Raw genomic sequence first — 16706 nt, forward strand, 5'->3', positions numbered from 1 at the left:
CCGGGGTCCGCGCCTAGGAGCGCCCACGCCGATCAGGGTGACCGGGCCTTCGGGACCGGTCCTTTGACGACCCGCGTCGGCCGAACGCTGCCTTGTCGCGACCCCGCCGGGGCTGGATTCGGGTAGGTCGCCCGAAGCTGCTGAATCCGTTGCGCCAACACCCGCGCGGTCTGGCGCAAGGCCAGGACCTTCTTGCGGCTCCGGCGATAGAGCACGAAGACGACCACCGCGGCTCCCGCGACGGCAACCGTGATCCACGGGAGCGCATTCGAGAAGAACCCGGCCACCGGGCTGCCGGGCGGCGCCGCAGGGGTCACGGTGAATCGGAACGTGAACGGGTCGCCCATGACGAGGCCGCCGGAGTTCCGAGCCGTCGACCCGATGGTCAGGTTGTACACCGTGCTCCCTGATGGGGAGGACGCCAGCTGAACCTGGAGGTGCGTGGCGTTCACCCATGTGATCACGAACTCCGTGGACGGTTGGATCGAAAGCGCGGCTGCCACGGAGGCGGGGTCCATGGGCTGGGAGAACACCACGTCGAGCTGCTGAAGGTCCGGATTGTACGTGACCCCGAGCACGGAGGGCCCCACGGGGGGCGCGAGGGAGTCCGTGGTCACGTTCCGGATGCCGCCGAGGGAGAAGCCCTGTCCCGCGGCCCACGCCTCGAAGTAGTACGTCTGCCCGGGCCCGAGCCCGGTCAGGGAGAGGTTGAAGTCCTGAGGAGCTTGGGCAATGCCGACGGTCACGTTCAGGGCGCCCGCCAGGGTCGGGCTCGTTCCGTACAGGAAGCCCACGTTGACGGCCGACGCGCTTCCCAGGCTCGCTAGGTTCCCGTTGATCGTCGCGAGGTTCGCGCTCACTCCGGAGCCCGCCTCGGTGATCGCCCGAGGGGCGTTCGAGCCCGGGTTGGTCGCGCTGAAACTCAGGATGTTTCCCCCGGCGAAACCGGCTCCGTGGGCCCAGGCGAGGAAGTAGTAGGTGGTGCCCGAAGACAGGCCGTGCAGGGCCGCGCTGAAGGCACCGGGCGAGCCGACGGTGCCCGCGGTGACGTTCGTGGCTCCCGACAAGGTGGCGTTCGGTCCGTACTGGAACCCCACCGTGACCGGCGACGCGGAACCCAGGCTCCCGAGATTTCCGTTCAGGGTCGCCGTCGTCTGCCCGATCGATGTCGCCGCGAACGTGGCCACGGTGGGCGGGGTGGGGAGCGTGGTGAAACTCACGATGCTCCCGGTCGCGAACCCGGCGCCGTTGGCCCACGCCTCCGCGTAGTATGTGACGCCGGAGGACAGGCTCGCGACCGCGGTCGAAAACCCGGCCGGTGCGCCCCGGGTTCCGGCCGTGACGTTCGTCGCGCCGGACAGCCCCGGATCGGTCCCGTACAGGAACCCGACGGCAACGGACGAGGCGCTGCCGAGGTTCGTGAGGTTCCCGTTGAACGTGGCGGAGGTCTGGCCTACGAACGATGCGGCTCTCGTGCTCACGGCAGGTGGGGTCGTGGTCACGCCCGTCGTGAAGCCGAGGATGCTGCCCACCGCGAAGCCTTCCCCGTTGGCCCAGGCTTGGACGTAGTACTGGGTTCCGGGACTGAGGCCCGTCAGGGAGTACGTGAAGCTCGCCGGGGATGCGAGGGGCGACTGCGGCGACGTCACGTTCGCGGCGCCGCTCAGGCTCGGGCTGGTGCCCCAGAGGAACCCGACGCCGACGGAGGCGGCCGTCCCCAACGACGTGAGCTGCCCGTTCAGGGTGGCGCCGGTCTGGGTGATCGAGTTGGCCGCATTCGTCGTGACGGAGGGAGGAGCGCTCGGAGGCGGCGGCCCGCCGGACGTCAGGTTCACCAGGACGAAGGAGACGTTGTAGAACCCAGACATGGACCGGGCGTAGGATCCACTGCCGGAGGGCGTGGTGTAAAGCTTCGTGAAGTTCTCCCACCGGGATCCGGAGTAGTTGTAGACGTTGACCCGATACGTGCCGTAGTACTCGCCCGTGACGCTGAACGTGAAGCTGCCCGGGTTGGCCGTCTTCAAGCTAAGGGTCGACTTGTCCCTCCCCAGCCTGTAGAGGACCGTGGCCTGACGGGGATTGTTCGCGAGATCCACGGAACCGTGTTGGTCGATCGGCCCCGCGACCGACAGGGACGTGGAGAGGGCCGTGCCGAGAGGCTTGCAGTCCACCGCCGTGAGGGAGGGCAGGGTCGCCGTGAGACAGCGACTCCCGTTCGTGTTGTTGGACCAGGTCAGGCTTCGGAACGCGGCGTTGCCCCAATAGAGCCAGTCCCCGTTGAACGACTTGTAGGTGCCCAAGTCCGAGACGTAGTAGCGAGTGGGCGCGTTGGACGCGGGAGTGTGCCCGACGAAGACGTTGGCGAGGTAGTTCGTCGTGAAGAACCGACTCATGTTCCCCACGGGCCCGTAGCCGGGCTTCCAGGAGAAGCTGTTCCCGGCGTAGAGGTTGTTCGTGGTCGCCGTCGAGGATCCCGCGCACGGGGCGGACGAGCACTCGAAGACGGTGCTCCCGGTGAGGTTGGTCCAGGTGTTGCCCACCACCGTCGCGTTTCCGGTCTGGAACTCCAAGCCGCTCGCGTAGTTGTCGAACTTGTTGTTGCGGAAGACGTTGAACGTGTTGTCGTAGATGTAGTCGTAGATGCCGAAGGAGCCGCCAATTCCGTCCCCGTGGCACTTGTTGTTTTCCATGAGGGAGTTGACCAGGCCTCCGCCTTGGAGGCAGCCGTCCGTCTGTCCCGAGACCGTGTTGTTCGCGATGTAGAGCCTCTCCGAATACTCGTTGTCGAATGGAACGTCGTTGGACCCGCCGGATCGGTAGTAGACCGTGAGGTTGTTCCAGGTCTCCGTCACGGTGTAACCCGTCGGCTTGACGGTCGTCTGGGTGTGGTCGATGTTGATGACCTCGATGCCCATGGCGTTGTTCCCGTTCGCCCGGTACTTGATGTCGTTCGCGAAGAAGCGGGTGTTCCCCCAGTTCAGGTAGGTCAGGATGACGGACTGGGTTCCCTCCGTGACGTTCCAGAACGAGTTGTGCTCGACGGTCGCGTTCGACCCGACCCAGAGGATGTGCTGGTTCCCGTTCGCGCTGTCGTCGTAGTTGGACAGGTTGTTGTAGCCGAAGTAATCGTTGTGGTTGCTCAGCATGCGGACGCGCGTGCCCGTGATTCGGGAATGCGAGACCACGTTGTTCGAGGCCCCGAGGATATCGAGGCCCGCGGTGGACCCGCTCCCCGCGTTGGAGACGTTCGTGCGCTCGAGATCGACGCGCCCGGACGCGCTCAGGTGCCAATGGTACGCATCGTTGGACTGCAGGCCGCCGCCCCGGACCAGGATCGTGCCGCCCACGGAGAGCACGTGCTGGAGGTCGGACGTCTGCGAGAACTTGACCACAAGGTTCCACAGGGTGAGCGTGACGCCCCCGTTCACGTTCAGGCTGCCCGCCAAGGTCAGTGTCCCGTTGCCCCAGACCGTGTTCGCGGTGATCGCGCAGTCGCCGGTCAGGGACTGGGTACCGAACGCGTTCGTGCTCCCGGGGCATCCCGTGTTCGCCCGGGCGCCTCCGATCGGCGAGACTCCGGAGCCTAGGAGGAGGAGCAGCCCGACGAGCAGGAGGAGGATGGAGCTTGTCCGGGCCCGCGTGCTCAGGAGATCACCCCTCCATTGGGGAACGGGGAGGCGGGCGCCGGCCAAAGGCCGTCCCGTTGCCGCCGAGACGACGCATCATGAGGGCGCGCAGACTCCTTCGGAGACCGGGCATGAGAGGCGGTCGGCTCGGAGACGCCACGCATGCGCCGGGTGCCTTCGTCGGCCATGTTCCTCATCCCCACGCCTCATCCCCGCTGGCCGGCGGGGGCGGCAGGTCGCACCTGAGCCCACGCTATAAACCGATTCGCGTCTGCCACTCACAAGTGATTGTCGGATCTGAGAGCAGCCCGTGAATCCCATTGGCGATTATCGATTCGGATAACCTCATAAACATTGTTTGTCACCTGTGAAACAAGATTTCGCGGTGCGGGGAATGCGCTCCCCGCAACGCGCGACTCCCGCACGCGACGGAGCCCAGGGTTCGGGGCCGGACGAGGATATAAATAGCGCGACGACAAGACGGGACGGGAGTGGCGAATACCGCAAGGCATGGGCGCATCCCGCGGATGGAATGGGATGCGCACATAGGGCTAAGTGAGGGTGACACGTTGGATGCCGGCCCGCGGAAACGAGGCCGAGGCACGGGAGGGGCCTGATCCATGTCCACGTCGTCGGAAGTCGCCTCCGCCCCAAAGCACCTGCCCGTCCGGTTCATCCGGCCGTCGAAGGGATGGCGGCGCCTCGATCTCCGCGAGCTCTGGGAATACCGGGAGCTTCTCTACTTCTTCGCGTGGCGGGACATCAAGGTCCGCTACAAGCAGACCGTGATCGGTGCGGCGTGGGCGATCCTCCAGCCCGTCCTCCTCATGGTCGTGTTCACCCTGTTCTTCGGGCAGGTGTCGGCCTTCCAACAAACGAACATTCCCTACCCCCTGATGACCTACTCGGGCCTCGTGCCCTGGGGAGTCTTCGCCGCGGGACTGGCCATGGGCGGCGTGAGCATCACCGCGAACCAAGCGCTCATTACGAAGGTCTACTTCCCCCGAATTCTCCTGCCCGCCTCTACGGTGATCGCCGCCCTCGTCGACTTCGCGATCGCCTCCATCGTCCTCGTGGGCCTCATGCTGTACTTCGGGTTCGTGCCGACCCTAATCACGATCGCGCTTCCCCTGTTCGTCCTCCTGGCGATCGTGACGAGCATGGGCATCGCCTTCTGGCTCTCCGCGCTCGACGCGCGTTATCGCGACATCCACTACACGATCCCCTTCCTCACTCAGCTGTGGCTGTTCGCGACGCCGATCCTGTACCCGGCATCCATTGTCCCCGCGTCCCTGCGCTGGATCTACTCCCTGAACCCCATGGTGGGCGTGGTCGACGGCTTCCGCTGGGCGCTCCTGGGCCAGGCCTTCGCATTCGACTTGACCTCCTGGCTCTCCGTGGTGGTCGCCCTCCTGATCTTCGTGAGTGGCATCTTCTACTTCCTTCGGGTGGAGAAGACCCTGCCGGACGTGGTGTGACCGCCGTGACCGAACCTGCGATCGTGGCCGAGAACCTGTCCAAGCGATACCGCATCGGGCAGCGGTACAGCTACGGCACCCTGCGGGACTCCCTTGTGGGCGCCGTCTCCAGGGCCGGCGGGCGGCTCCGACCGCGCCCACCGCGGACATCGCCAGACCCGGACGACGGATCGCCGTACATCTGGGCCCTGAAGGACGTCTCCTTCACCGTGGAACCGGGTGAGGTCCTCGGCATCGTCGGCCACAACGGGGCAGGAAAGACCACGCTGCTGAAGGTTCTCTCCCGCGTCACCGATCCCACCTCAGGCCGCGGGGAAATCCACGGACGCATCGGCTCGCTCCTCGAGGTGGGGACCGGGTTCCATCAGGAACTCACCGGCCGCGAGAACGTGTACCTGAGTGGCGCCATCCTGGGCATGAAGCGGGCCGAGATCGACCGGAAGTTCGACGAGATCGTGGCGTTCGCGGAGTACGAGAAGTTCATCGACACGCCGGTCAAGCGCTACTCGAGCGGGATGCAGGTCCGGCTGGGTTTCTCGGTGGCCGCCCACCTCGACACGGAGATCCTCCTCGTCGACGAGGTGCTGGCGGTCGGGGACACGGCTTTCCAGAAGAAGAGCCTGAGCAAGATGCGGGAGATCACGAGGCAAGGCCGGACCGTGCTCGTCGTGAGTCACAACATGGCGTCCATCCAAGGGATCTGCACCCGGGCGATTCTCTTGTCCCGGGGACGGATCACCTGCGAGGGCGATCCGCATTACGTGGTGGAGGAGTACTTGAAATCCGTCGTGGAGCGCTCCCCCGCGAACGGGGCTCTGGCGTCCAGCCCCGACGGGCGCGTGGTCCTTCGGGCCGTGGACTTCGTCGACGACGCGGGGCGTGTGCTCGATGGGGTCGTGTCAGGTCAGACCTTTTCCATCCGGGTGGAGGTTCAATGCGCCGATCCCGTGGGGACGGTCGCCGTGGACCTCGGGATCGACGACAGCGCAGGGAGGCGTGTCGCGGTCCTCAGCAACCTGATGGCGGGCGAGGACCTCCAGCTCGGGCCGCCCTCCACGGCGATCGTGTGCCGCGTCCCCCAGGTGCCCCTCGCCCCCGGCGAGTACACCATCGAGGTTCACCTGATGGGCCCCAACGACTTGGACCTCTTGCGTCCCGCCGCGGCGAACCTGCGGGTGGAGAGCGGGGACTTCTTCGGGTCCGGAAAGATGGTGGAGGCGTGGTGGGTGGGGTCGACCCTGATCCGCCATCACTGGGCCGCCGAGCGCCTCCCGGACCCGGAGCGGCGAGCGTGAGGGGCTTGCCGAGGTGCCGTCCGCCAACGAAGGGGGACCCGTGAAGATCCTGCTCATGGCCCCATGGGGCGACCGGGAAATCGGCGGGCTCTCATCCCATCTGCTCTCGCTGGAGAAGGTCATCGCGCTCGCGGGCCACGAAAGCAGCCTGGCCTCCCACGAAGCGATCCCGCGAACCCTGCAGGAATCCCTGTGGTTAGTGGTCAAGCTGTGGCCCGGCAGCCGACTGCAAGCCATGACCGCGGTCGTCGAGATCCTCCACGGCCTCCTCGCTCTCCGCGAAGCCATTCGGGGGGATACGAGGCTGATTCACGCCCACGAGCCGGCCTGTCTTCCTGCCGCGCGGTGGATCTCTCGCTTCGTGGGCGCTCCGGTCGTGTTGACCGTACACTCGCAGTACGCTCTGGGGGACATCGTGGCCGGATACCTCCGTCGCGGCACCCGGGATGCAAAGTTTGCGTGGGCGTTGGAGAAGTACGCCTTCGAGAACGCGGATTTTGTGTTCACGGTCACCACACGCCTTCGCTCGTTCGTCCTCGCCGAAGCCAACGTCGACCCCGCCAAGGTCATGGTTCGACTCAACTTCGTGGATACGGCGGAGTTCGCGCCGCGCAACGCCGCAGAAGCGAGCAAGGCGCTGCGCCAAGGAGGCGTGCCCCTGGGTACGTCGACGAAGGGCGGGCACCGGATTGTCCTGTACTCGGGAAGACTGAGCCCCCGGAAAGGGGTCGACTACCTGATTCGGGCCGCCCGAATCGTCATCGACAAGGACCCTAACGTGCGGTTCTTGGTTACCGGAGACGGTCCCCAGTTCTCCGACCTGAAGAGGCTGCGGGCGGCCCTGGGTCTCGACGACTACGTCACGTTCCTTGGCAAGTTGGACTCCGCGTTGGTGAAGTACGTGTACAACGTCGCGGACGTCGTCGTTCTCCCTTCCGTGACGATTGAGGGCGTGGAAGAAGGGACCCCTATGAGCGCCCTCGAGGCCATGGCCTCGGGCGTCCCGGTCGTCTGCAGCGCGGTAGGCGGGCTTGCGGAGATTGTCGCGGACGGCGACACGGGGTATCTCGTGCCTGAAGGGTCGGTGGAGCGTTTGGCCGATCGCATCCTTCTGACCTTGGAGCACGACCAGACCGCGCTCATCGATCGGGCCATGCGGTACGTTCGGGAGCGCAGGTCCCTGGAGAGCTACGCGAAGGAGCTGACCAGCTTCCTCGTGGAGAATCAAATCCTCCCCGGCGACCGGCGCATGAGGCCACCCGCGTTCGAGGCCGCCCGATCCGGCGGCCCATGGATGGCGCCGGTGCTCAAAGCCAGGCGAGCTGCTTCCTACGCACGCGCCACGTACGGAGAGTATTTCCGTCACCGGCAATGGGGCGTCGGCTTGGCTGCGGAACCCATCCACCGTTTCCTCGAGTCGGACTTCCACCCGGAGGTGCGGTGGATTCATGCTTCGGGAGGCGACGAGTACCTGGCGGACCCGTTCGGCCGGGTCCAATTCGGCCGGCTGCAGGTGGTCTGCGAGAGATACCGTCGCGACCTGAGTCGAGGGTCGCTCGTCACGTTCGAGTGGCCCGAGGACACGGACACGCCCGACGCGAAGGTCGTCCTTCCGTTGCCAGGTCATGTCTCCTACCCGTTCCTCCTTGAGAGTGAGGGTCATGTGTACTGCGTCCCCGAGACCTCCCAGGCGGGCGAGGTCGCGCTCTACCGAGCCGACTCGTTCCCCGATCGCTGGACCAAGGTGAGAACCCTCCTGGGTGGCTTCGCGGGCGTCGACAGCACCATTTGCCGGTTCGACGACCGCTGGTGGATTTTCTCGATGAACGTGAACGAACCGGACCGCAAGCTCCACCTGTGGTACGCGGACCGCCTGGAGGGACCGTGGACGCCTCACCTGAGGAATCCCGTGCTGGACACCCCCGTGTCGGCTCGTCCCGCGGGGACGCCGTTCCTCTGGAAGGGGAACCTGTACAGGCCGGCCCAGGACTGCTCGAGAACCTACGGCGGCCGCGTCGCGATCAACCGCGTAGACGAGCTCACGCCGAGCACCTTCCGGGAGAGCGTTGTGTCGTTCGTCGAGCCGGACCCGAACGGACCGTACCCACTCGGGCTGCACACGCTCTCCGCTGCGGGCGAGGTGACGCTCATCGATGGGTTCCGGAACGTGTTCAGCCGCACCGAGTTCCGCCGCAGGCTCACGGAGGGACCACGGAACCGGCGCAAGACCTCGAGGCCGACGTAAACCCCGGCGCGTCCCCGGGGGGGATCAGGCGGATTCGATCACAGCCCGAATCCGATGGAGGTCGTCCGTGGAGGGCGAGGGAGGCAACTGGACCTCGAAGCACCGGGTCCGGGCGAACACGTTGCGCAGGACGGCTTCGCCCGCCGGGGCAAAGTCCAGGGGCCCGTCGGGCATCCCAGCGTACGCCAAGGCGACGCGGTCCATGTTGAACATGTACCGCTCGTACATGGCCGTGAGAGACACCCGCCGTGCCAACTCGTCGGGAGCGAGATCCGCGATCTCCACGTGGCGAGACCGGCCCGTGGACAGGAGGCACGCTTTCGTCAGGGGGGCGCGGAGCGCTTCCCGGCTCCCTGGGATGACGCGGGTGATCGGGGCTCGGTGGTACACGGAGAACCGGCTCTCCAGCCTCGACCGGATGTTGGCGGAGAATGCGGCGTCCGGATTCAGGGAGTGCGCGAGCCGGTTCAAGGCCAACCGCCGGCTCAGCCTCCGCCGATCCTTCGGGCCCCCTACGGTGCTCTGGAGCTGCGGGTGAGCCTCGAAGTTGTAGTCGAAGAGCCGGAGCCAGCGCGGGTAGCCCAGGATTTCCCCCGCCGGAGACAGGAGGCACCAGTCGTCCGCCATGTAGTCGTACCCGTGGGAGACGAACTCCAGGGCGACGTTGGTCTTCCCGGTGTGCGCCCAGGCCGGAAAGAAGTATCCCAGACCGGCCCGGGACACCGCGGAGCTATGGGCGAGGAACGCACCCTGGGATAGCACCTTGAAGAAGAGCAGGCCTTCCACCCAGCGGGCATACAGCTCCTCCGGGTTCAGGGAGGGCTCCGCGAGGATGTGTCCTTCCGAGAGGCGAATCCGTCCGGAGTCGGTGCCCACGACGATTGCATCCCGTCCGAACGAGTACAGGGTCGAGAGCATCCGCTCCTCCGTTTCGATCGGGCCTTCTTCGACCACGAGGTCCACGGGGCCGTCCGGGCTTGCGTTGGGGTCTACGAAGAACGGGATTTCCCCGTGCATGAGCCGGGCGAGACCCCCGGTGCGCGACGCGGACCGAGAAGAGGCCGTGGAACGAGAAGGTCGCGGTGCGCGTCTCGTCGAGGGTGGAGGGGGATTCCGCGGCCGCCAGGATGGACACCGGGCGTGGCATACTGGCGGTGGAATATGTGGATTACGTATCCCGCCAGCGGCCGGGTGTCGGTTGGGGTCGGACCGCCTCACACCAGTGACAACACCTGATCCCGGGCATCGTTCGTCCGGGACACCACGAGGCGGTAGGCGGCAACTTCCTCGGATATGGCTTCGAGGCTCGTGAATTTCGGCGGAAGGGCAAGGGGGCCCAGGTATGTGTGTCGCGGAAACTCATGAGTCATGTCTTGGACCTGAAGGAGTCGCCGGAACGCCTCGTCCGGTGTGAGGGGCGTGAGGGACGTGGCACCCCCGAGGGAGAGGAAGACCAAGGCCTGGGCATCTCCCGTGGTCCGGGACCGCCCCGGGTCCGGGCGCAGGAAGTGTTTGCCGTGGGCCGCCGGCAGGTCCCGCGAACCGGCGGCAGGCGGACCGGGCATGCGCAAGGCGGAAGGGAAGCCCAAGACCCTCTTTCCATCGAGGACGACGAAGTTGTCCGACACATAGTCGAGGCGGTCCAAGAGGCTGGCACAGAGCGTGGACTTGCCCCCTCCGTTGAGCCCGACCAGGACGAGCGCGCGTCCGCCTCGCGACACGGCGGACGCATGCAGGACCACCCCGCCCCGCCGCTCGAGCTTGAGGAGCACGGGCTCATGGACCGCGAGACGGAACAGGGCGTACTCGTCGTCCCACGACTCCGGCCTCCCGACAATTCGGCGGAGGCGGGAGCTACGATCCAGGATGTACGAGGCGCTCACGTGGGCATCGCGCCCATCCGTGTAGCGCACGTCGAGCTTCCCGGCCGCGTACCGCGCCGTTCCGCTCCCGACGAACTCATTCGTGCCAAGGCGTTCTTCCGCATCCTGTCGTTCGATTCGACCGGCGGGCGAGTCGAACCAGCCGCGAACCTGGAGACCCACGTCGACGGAGAGCGTCTCGGTCGTGTCCCCTTGTGGATGGAAGACTCCGAACATGAGGTCGCTGAGCGCAAGAAACTCAGACCAGTCCGCGTGAATCGAGACGTGGACGCCGTGCACCGAGTACGTCCGCGTCTCGCCGAGCGAACTCGATTTGTGGGACGCGGGTGCCTCGGACATGAACACGCCTGGGTGGCGGAAGGGACTCAGGGCCGTCGACGGCGCGGCCCGAGGGGAGGGCCATGGAGCCGCTTGTAGATAGCTCATTCCGTGAGCACCGCGGCCATCCAACTCCTTGGGCACAGAATCGGCGCAACGGTCGATCACGGGACTCGCCCGCTGCGGGTGCGTTTTCCTGGAGTCGTCCGGAGCCGATTCAGCGTTCGCCCGCGAGCTCCTCGTACTCACGATCGAAGAAGAGAGCGAGCTTCCTCCAGTCCCGGTGCTCGCGCACAAAGGCCTGTCCACGCTGCCCGAGCTCCGGGTGGTCCAAGGCCCTGAGGACCTGCCGCTCCAAGTCGTCCGGGGACGCGGGGTCATAGAGAAAACCGCCCTGGGAATCGCCGATGATCTCGCGGGGTCCGTAGAGGTCCGGGCCCACGACCGCCTTCCCGCACGCCATCGCCTCCGGGAGCGTGGTCGACGCCGACTCGTAACGGCTCGTACTCACGTGGATCGAGCATCCGTGGAAGGCAGAAACGACGAGGGGTCGCGGCACGGAATCGAGGTAATGAAGATTCTTGGGCCAGAGGCCCTTCACCTCCCGCTCGGCCTCGGATCGCGGGCGGTCCGTGAGGACCACGAACGCCCGGTCCGGAATCCGCGCCGCGAGGTTCACGAAGGTGTCCAAACCTTTCTCGTGCACGAGCCTCCCCACCCACAGAACGAACCCAGGCGGGAGACCACTCTTCCGAAGGAACCCATCCGCATTGGAGCGGGCGAACTCGCCGAGATCGATCCCGGGCGGCGTGACGGCCGGTGAGACGCCGGTCCGCTCGAACACGTAATCTCGGAGCCACCGCGCAACGACGGTCGCGCGCGGAGCCGCCTGGACGACACGAAGCGCGGCTTCGTTGTAGTCGCGGAGCACGTGGATCATCGCCGGGTCATGGCCCCAATGCTCCTCGAAGCCGAGTCCATGGAGGGTGAAGATCCAGGGGAGCAAGGTTGGCCGCGAGCCGAGGACGTCCGCATACTCGATGGACCGATGGATGTGCGCCACCCGTTCGCGCCGTAGGATGCGCTCGAGGGCGGGATAGAGGAATGGGATTGCCCGATAACGGCGGCCCGCCGATTGCAGGCTCCGGATGATGATCTCCCTCTCGCCGGCCACGTGCATGCGATGGCGGGAGTGTTCGGCGATGGAGAGGAGGAAGCGGGCGCCGCCCCCGGGCCTGCTCGCTAGAGGGCCGATCCACACGCGCAGGCGCTCGGCGATTGGACCCTACCCCCTGTACCGCGCGGAAGAACGCGGCTCTACTAATAGCCACGCTTCCACAGCGAACACTGGACCTACCGCGAGCGAGTCCCGTGGGACCGAGGGAGACTCAGTCGTCAGGCTTGGCTCCGTCGACCCGTTGCCGGACGAAGTCCACCCAGCGCGTTCGAAACGCGTCCATGGAGTACTCATGGACAATGCGGCCGCGAAGGTCCATCCTCGGACCACGGTCCATCGCCTCGCGAGCGGCCTGCGCCAGTCCATCCGTCGCCACGGGCTCGACCACGTTGGCGAGGGGTTTCGCGGCTCGGTCGAAGGGGTACGCCGCGGCGCTCGTGACGACAGGGAGTTCGCACGCCAACGCTTCCAGGAGGGAGAGGTTGAACCCCTCGTACCGGGATGGGAGCAGGAAGACGTCCGCGGCCGTGTAGAAGAGCGGCATCCGGTCGTGGGGCACGTTCGTGTAGCATCTGAGGTTCTCGGGTCCTGGAGCCGATCCGGATACGGAAACGAAGAGGACGTCCTTCATGGCGCGGGCGAGCTCCTGGACTCGATCGAATCCTTTGGCGTACTCCGGGCGGCCCACGTAGAGGGCGATCCGGGCGTCGCGGGGGAGCGTGAGTTGCTCCCGGGCGTCGTCCCGGTCCCCTCGGTGGAACTGAGCGACGTCCACTCCGTTGGGCAGAACGGAGGACCGATGGCCGTACAGCGCGGAAACCTCCCGCCGGACGGACTCGCTCACGCAAACGACGGTCTTCCCTGCGCCCGCAAGCCGGTCGAAGAATCCACCTACGCGTTCTGTGGTGAACCGGTCGCTACGTCGCTGCAGCGCCTTCCGAGCGAATCCGGCGAGCGTGATGTGATAGATCTCGACCATGGGGCTGGGGACGGGAGCCAAGGCCAACGGCCACCCGCACAGCCCGTTGGAGATGACGAGCTCGTAGGGCTCCGTCCGCCAGGTATGCCGGAGTGTCCGCGCCGGCTCCGCGGCCCGAAGCGGCAGCTCGAGGCCGACGTGGGCCAACGCGGATTCGGTCCTCTCCGGAACCGCGGAAGGCGTGTAGATTCGCGCCCCACCCAGCGCCTCGGCGAGCTGTCCGCTGAATACCTCCACGCCCCCCGCGTGCCTCGAAGCAGGCTGAGGCGTGAGAATGGCCACGCGCGGAAGGCTCACGATGTCACCGCGCCCCGGACCGACCGTCGACCCCGCGTTCGTTGCGGAACGACAGCAGCCACTCCTGCGGTGGTCGTGTCCACCCCGAGTCTCCGTGGCAATACTCGAGACGGGGATCCGCGCTTCATCCGAGGCGCCCGGCCCTTCGCGTTCGGCCCCGCACGTTCCCGGAGCCCGAAACCCGCGAGCACGGCCGTCGCCCCTCGCCCCCTATGGGACGACGATCGCAAGGTGGACGCTCCGGTACGGCGCCGCAAGCTGGCCGGCACGGAAGAGGTCGAACGCCACCCACCAGGTTCCAACCGCAGGGATCGAGAACATATAGGACCGATTCCAGCTGCCTCCGTTCATGAGGGTGAAATTGAACCACGACCACGTGGTCTGGTTCACCACGACGGTCTCGTTGACTCCGGCGGTCGCGTTGTAGTGCTTCTGGACGCCAAGCAGGTCAACGCGAAGCGTGTAGCCCACGGAGGCTCCCTCGTGGTTCGACACCCCAACGACCGCGGTCGCCGGCTGCGACACGTTGAGAACCCACGGGTAGGCGGAGAAGTTGCCCGCAGGCCCGAGCAAGTAGAGTTCGGTGAAACTCGGAGTCGGGCGGGGCTGGGTCAGGGACACCGCGAGCAACGGGACCATGATCGCGAGGATGATGACCAGGAGGACGGTGAGCCCTTTCTCGAGGAGGCTGTACTCCTTCCAGCGAGCCGCGTGCCCATCGAGTGCGACTCCCATTCGTTCGGCGACCGGTACGGCCATGCGTCGGCCGTACGCGAGGAGGCCGAGCCCCACGGACAAGCCGAGGTCCGCGAGTGTGACGGACGTGAACGAGATCCCCCACGGGGTGAAGTTCAGGGCGAGCCCGAGGAAGGCGAGCAAGGCGAGGCTCAGTCCGACGCTCAGCCCGATTCGCAACGTCCAGTCCCCCTGGTCTGCCCGAGGGAGCAGAGCGGCCATGGCGAGGTACCCGGGGATCACGAACACCAAGGCGAGTCCCAACGGGTTCGGGCCGCCCGTAAGGAGGAGCCCGGCTGAGACGACGAGGGTGTACGCGAAGACCCCGTAGAGGTCTGCGGGGCGCGCTTGGAACTGGAGGCGCATGCGACTCCGCCACGCGGCAGGCTTGTCCCGCGCTTAAGGGTTTCCGGGTTGCCGGCACGGGGCGTCCTACGAGACCTCTGCGGCCCATTCCAGGAGCGCTCGGACGGCCCGAGGTTTTGCGCCCGGCCGAAGGGCATCTTTAAGAAATCGGCGTCCCATCAAGTACGCGCCCGGTGTGCCAGGTGCCTCTCCAAGCCATCCTCCTGTGTCACGTGGAACCGGGCAGCATCCAAGGGCGCACGGTCGTCTACGGCTTCGAGCGGACCGAGGGCATCGTCCAGGGCCTCCCCAGGATCCTCGAGTTCGCCGATCGGCTAGGGGTCCCGATGGGCCTTGCCATGACTCCGCAGGCCCTGCAGCTCACGGACCTCGACTTGGCAGGCCACGACGTGGGATTGCACATCCACCCCCAGGACCCGGTGCTCTCGAAGCGCGTCATGGGTCAGCTCCGACCGAGTCACGACGGCCTCGGGCGATATCCCCCCGCGGACCAGGCCCGGTTGATCGCGGCGAGCCGCGAGATCTTCGAGGAACGGACGGGCCGCTCACCGCGGCTCTTCGTCGCGGGGCGCTGGTCCGAGGACGCGGCCACGGCTGCGCTGCTTCGCCGGGAAGGTTTCACGCACGACGGGAGCGCGCTTCCGGGACATCGTTCCCCGTACGCAGATTGGAGTCGTCTCCCCCGGCTTGCGCAACCGTACTCGCCCTCCGCGGACGACTACCAGGTGCGGGGCTCCGAGCCGTACGTGTACCTTCCCGTCTACCAGGGGCTGTGGGGCCATCACTTGACCCCGGAGATCCTCCTCGACGTGGGGGCGTCCTACTTCAGGGCGGCGCTCGACGAGGCGCGGGTCGGAGGCGCAGACGTCGTCCACATGTACCTCCATTCTCCGCTGGGGCTGGATTCGCGTGCCATGGCGGCGTTTGAAGAGATCATCGGGTACGTGCGCGAGGATCTGGGCCTGTCGTTCGTGCTCCCAACGTCCCTGCGACCCAGCGTTCAGCCGCGATCGCGCCCTTTCCCGCCGGCGTACTGGGCAAGAATGGGCATCACGATGATGAAGAGCTTCGCAGGTCGTGGGGAACTCGGGCGTCGGCTCATGGGCGCCGGCCCTTCCGGTACGGACTGGGACGGGGCTACGGCGCCCCCTGAATGGAAGCCCCCTTCCTCGGGAGCCCCCTAGCCTCGGTCTCAAGCGCCTCGCAGCGTCGCGGAAAACTGTCTCAGCCAGTCCACGTAGACCCGCCAATCGTAACGCTCCTCGACCAGGCGGCGCCCGTTCCGACCGAGACTGCGTCGGAGTTCGGGATCCTTGAGGAGGCTGAGGATCGCCGCGCGGAAGCCCGCCTCGTCGTCTCGAATCAACAGGTGTTCGCCGTCGCGAACGTCCAGTCCCTCGACCGCCTTCGTGCTGGCCACGACGGCCTTCCCCGAGCCCAGGTAGGTCAAGATCTTGAGGCGGGTGCCGCTGCCCTGCGCGAGCGGGGCGACGCACACCGCCGCGGGCCCGAGGATCGTGTCGAGATCCCGGACGAATCCCGTGGGGATCACGTTCGGCGGGCCGTCTCTGCCGACGGGAGCATTGCCGCCCACGAGCAGGAAGCGCACATGGGGCAAACCGGGGGCAAGCCGTTCGCGGATGAAGCGCGCGGCCTCCCGGTTCGGACCGTAGGCAAAGTTGCCGACGAAGACCACGTCGTCCGCTTGCTCCGAGCCCGAGAAATCCGTGCAGCGCTTCGCGTCCACCGTGTTGGGCAGGACGTGCACGTGGTTTGCACGGTCGGGCAGCTCCCGCAGGATGCACTCCCGGTCCGCCGTGGAGGTGACGAACGTGGCTTCTGCCTGTCGGATCGCACGGGCCTCGTAGTCCCGAGCCCTCCGCAAGAGGTAGGGTCCGAGGATTCGTCGGACGGACCTGCTCCGACCGAGACGGGTGGAGAAGAATGGGGCCGACGTGATGTCGTACCGGAGCAGTTCCCAGTACACGTTGTGCTCGTCCAGGATGTGCGGAATCCCGGGTGATTGCTTGGTCAGGCCCCAGAGGTCCAGGGTCTCCACGACGGCGAGATCGGCTCGATCCGTGACCGGGCGTTTCGGAAAGTCCGTCTTGTAGTACGTGCGCAGTCGGTGTAGCCGACTGAGGGAGGTGTCCCGCAACGGCCACTCCTCGTAGTCGACGCCCGGGACGCGGTCGCCCCCGAACCAGTCCGTGAGCGTCACGTGGACGCGCGCGAACGCGGCGAACATCCGGACGAGGGCGTCGACTCGAGCGCCGAACCCCCCGTGGTTTGGATCCGCGTCGTAGG

At 66.6% G+C, this 16706-nt stretch carries 11 protein-coding genes; 4 read left to right on the forward strand and 7 right to left on the reverse strand.

Features of this window, described 5'->3' with window-relative positions:
* Positions 1-32 precede the first annotated feature (32 nt).
* Positions 33-3692 (reverse strand): Ig-like domain-containing protein, encoded by a 3660-nt coding sequence (locus tag VEY12_03530; GenBank protein ID HYM39205.1) that lies wholly within the window; start codon positions 3690-3692, stop codon positions 33-35.
* A gap of 554 nt (positions 3693-4246) precedes the next feature.
* On the opposite strand from VEY12_03530, the gene VEY12_03535 reads away from it, so the two are divergent.
* From VEY12_03535 to VEY12_03545, 3 genes are read left to right on the forward strand one after another with little or no spacing between them, the layout of a single operon-like run.
* Entirely contained in the window at positions 4247-5104 is an 858-nt protein-coding gene (locus VEY12_03535; protein HYM39206.1) for an ABC transporter permease, read from the forward strand.
* Positions 5105-5109: 5 nt separating this feature from the next.
* Positions 5110-6399, forward strand: coding sequence for an ABC transporter ATP-binding protein (locus tag VEY12_03540; protein HYM39207.1), 1290 nt, complete (start codon positions 5110-5112; stop codon positions 6397-6399).
* A gap of 40 nt (positions 6400-6439) precedes the next feature.
* Positions 6440-8644, forward strand: coding sequence for a glycosyltransferase family 4 protein (locus VEY12_03545; protein HYM39208.1), 2205 nt, complete (start codon positions 6440-6442; stop codon positions 8642-8644).
* A 24-nt stretch (positions 8645-8668) separates the two neighbouring features.
* Here the strand turns inward: VEY12_03545 and VEY12_03550 are convergent, their stop codons facing one another.
* The 5 genes from VEY12_03550 to VEY12_03570 all read right to left on the reverse strand — a co-directional run bounded on the left by VEY12_03550 (position 8669) and on the right by VEY12_03570 (position 14399).
* Positions 8669-9661: a hypothetical protein gene (locus tag VEY12_03550; protein HYM39209.1), complete on the reverse strand. Its 993-nt coding sequence runs from the start codon at positions 9659-9661 to the stop codon at positions 8669-8671.
* 197 nt (positions 9662-9858) lie between these two features.
* The gene (locus VEY12_03555) at positions 9859-10866 is read right to left on the reverse strand and encodes a hypothetical protein (GenBank protein ID HYM39210.1); all 1008 of its coding nucleotides are present in this window, start codon (positions 10864-10866) and stop codon (positions 9859-9861) included.
* A 196-nt stretch (positions 10867-11062) separates the two neighbouring features.
* Positions 11063-12019, reverse strand: coding sequence for a glycosyltransferase family 4 protein (locus VEY12_03560; protein HYM39211.1), 957 nt, complete (start codon positions 12017-12019; stop codon positions 11063-11065).
* A 214-nt stretch (positions 12020-12233) separates the two neighbouring features.
* The gene (locus VEY12_03565) at positions 12234-13238 is read right to left on the reverse strand and encodes a glycosyltransferase family 4 protein (GenBank protein HYM39212.1); all 1005 of its coding nucleotides are present in this window, start codon (positions 13236-13238) and stop codon (positions 12234-12236) included.
* Positions 13239-13508: 270 nt separating this feature from the next.
* The gene (locus tag VEY12_03570; GenBank protein HYM39213.1) at positions 13509-14399 is read right to left on the reverse strand and encodes a DUF1616 domain-containing protein; all 891 of its coding nucleotides are present in this window, start codon (positions 14397-14399) and stop codon (positions 13509-13511) included.
* Positions 14400-14572: 173 nt separating this feature from the next.
* On the opposite strand from VEY12_03570, the gene VEY12_03575 reads away from it, so the two are divergent.
* A complete protein-coding gene (locus VEY12_03575; GenBank protein HYM39214.1) occupies positions 14573-15583 on the forward strand; it encodes a hypothetical protein in 1011 nt (336 codons plus the stop codon).
* 8 nt (positions 15584-15591) lie between these two features.
* Here the strand turns inward: VEY12_03575 and VEY12_03580 are convergent.
* Positions 15592-16706 (reverse strand): glycosyltransferase family 4 protein (locus VEY12_03580; GenBank protein HYM39215.1); only part of this gene is annotated, 1115 nt, incomplete at its 5' end.

This window comes from Thermoplasmata archaeon (assembly GCA_035632695.1).
Taxonomy (GTDB): Archaea; Thermoplasmatota; Thermoplasmata; order RBG-16-68-12; family RBG-16-68-12; genus RBG-16-68-12.

Excerpts from the sequence above, each read along its gene's own strand:
- VEY12_03535 (HYM39206.1), top strand. The coding sequence starts at position 4,247 with ATGTCCACGTCGTCGGAAGTCGCCTCCGCCCCAAAGCACCTGCCCGTC.
- VEY12_03550 (HYM39209.1), bottom strand. The coding sequence starts at position 9,661 with ATGCACGGGGAAATCCCGTTCTTCGTAGACCCCAACGCAAGCCCGGAC.
- VEY12_03555 (HYM39210.1), bottom strand. The coding sequence starts at position 10,866 with ATGTCCGAGGCACCCGCGTCCCACAAATCGAGTTCGCTCGGCGAGACG.
- VEY12_03570 (HYM39213.1), bottom strand. The coding sequence starts at position 14,399 with ATGCGCCTCCAGTTCCAAGCGCGCCCCGCAGACCTCTACGGGGTCTTC.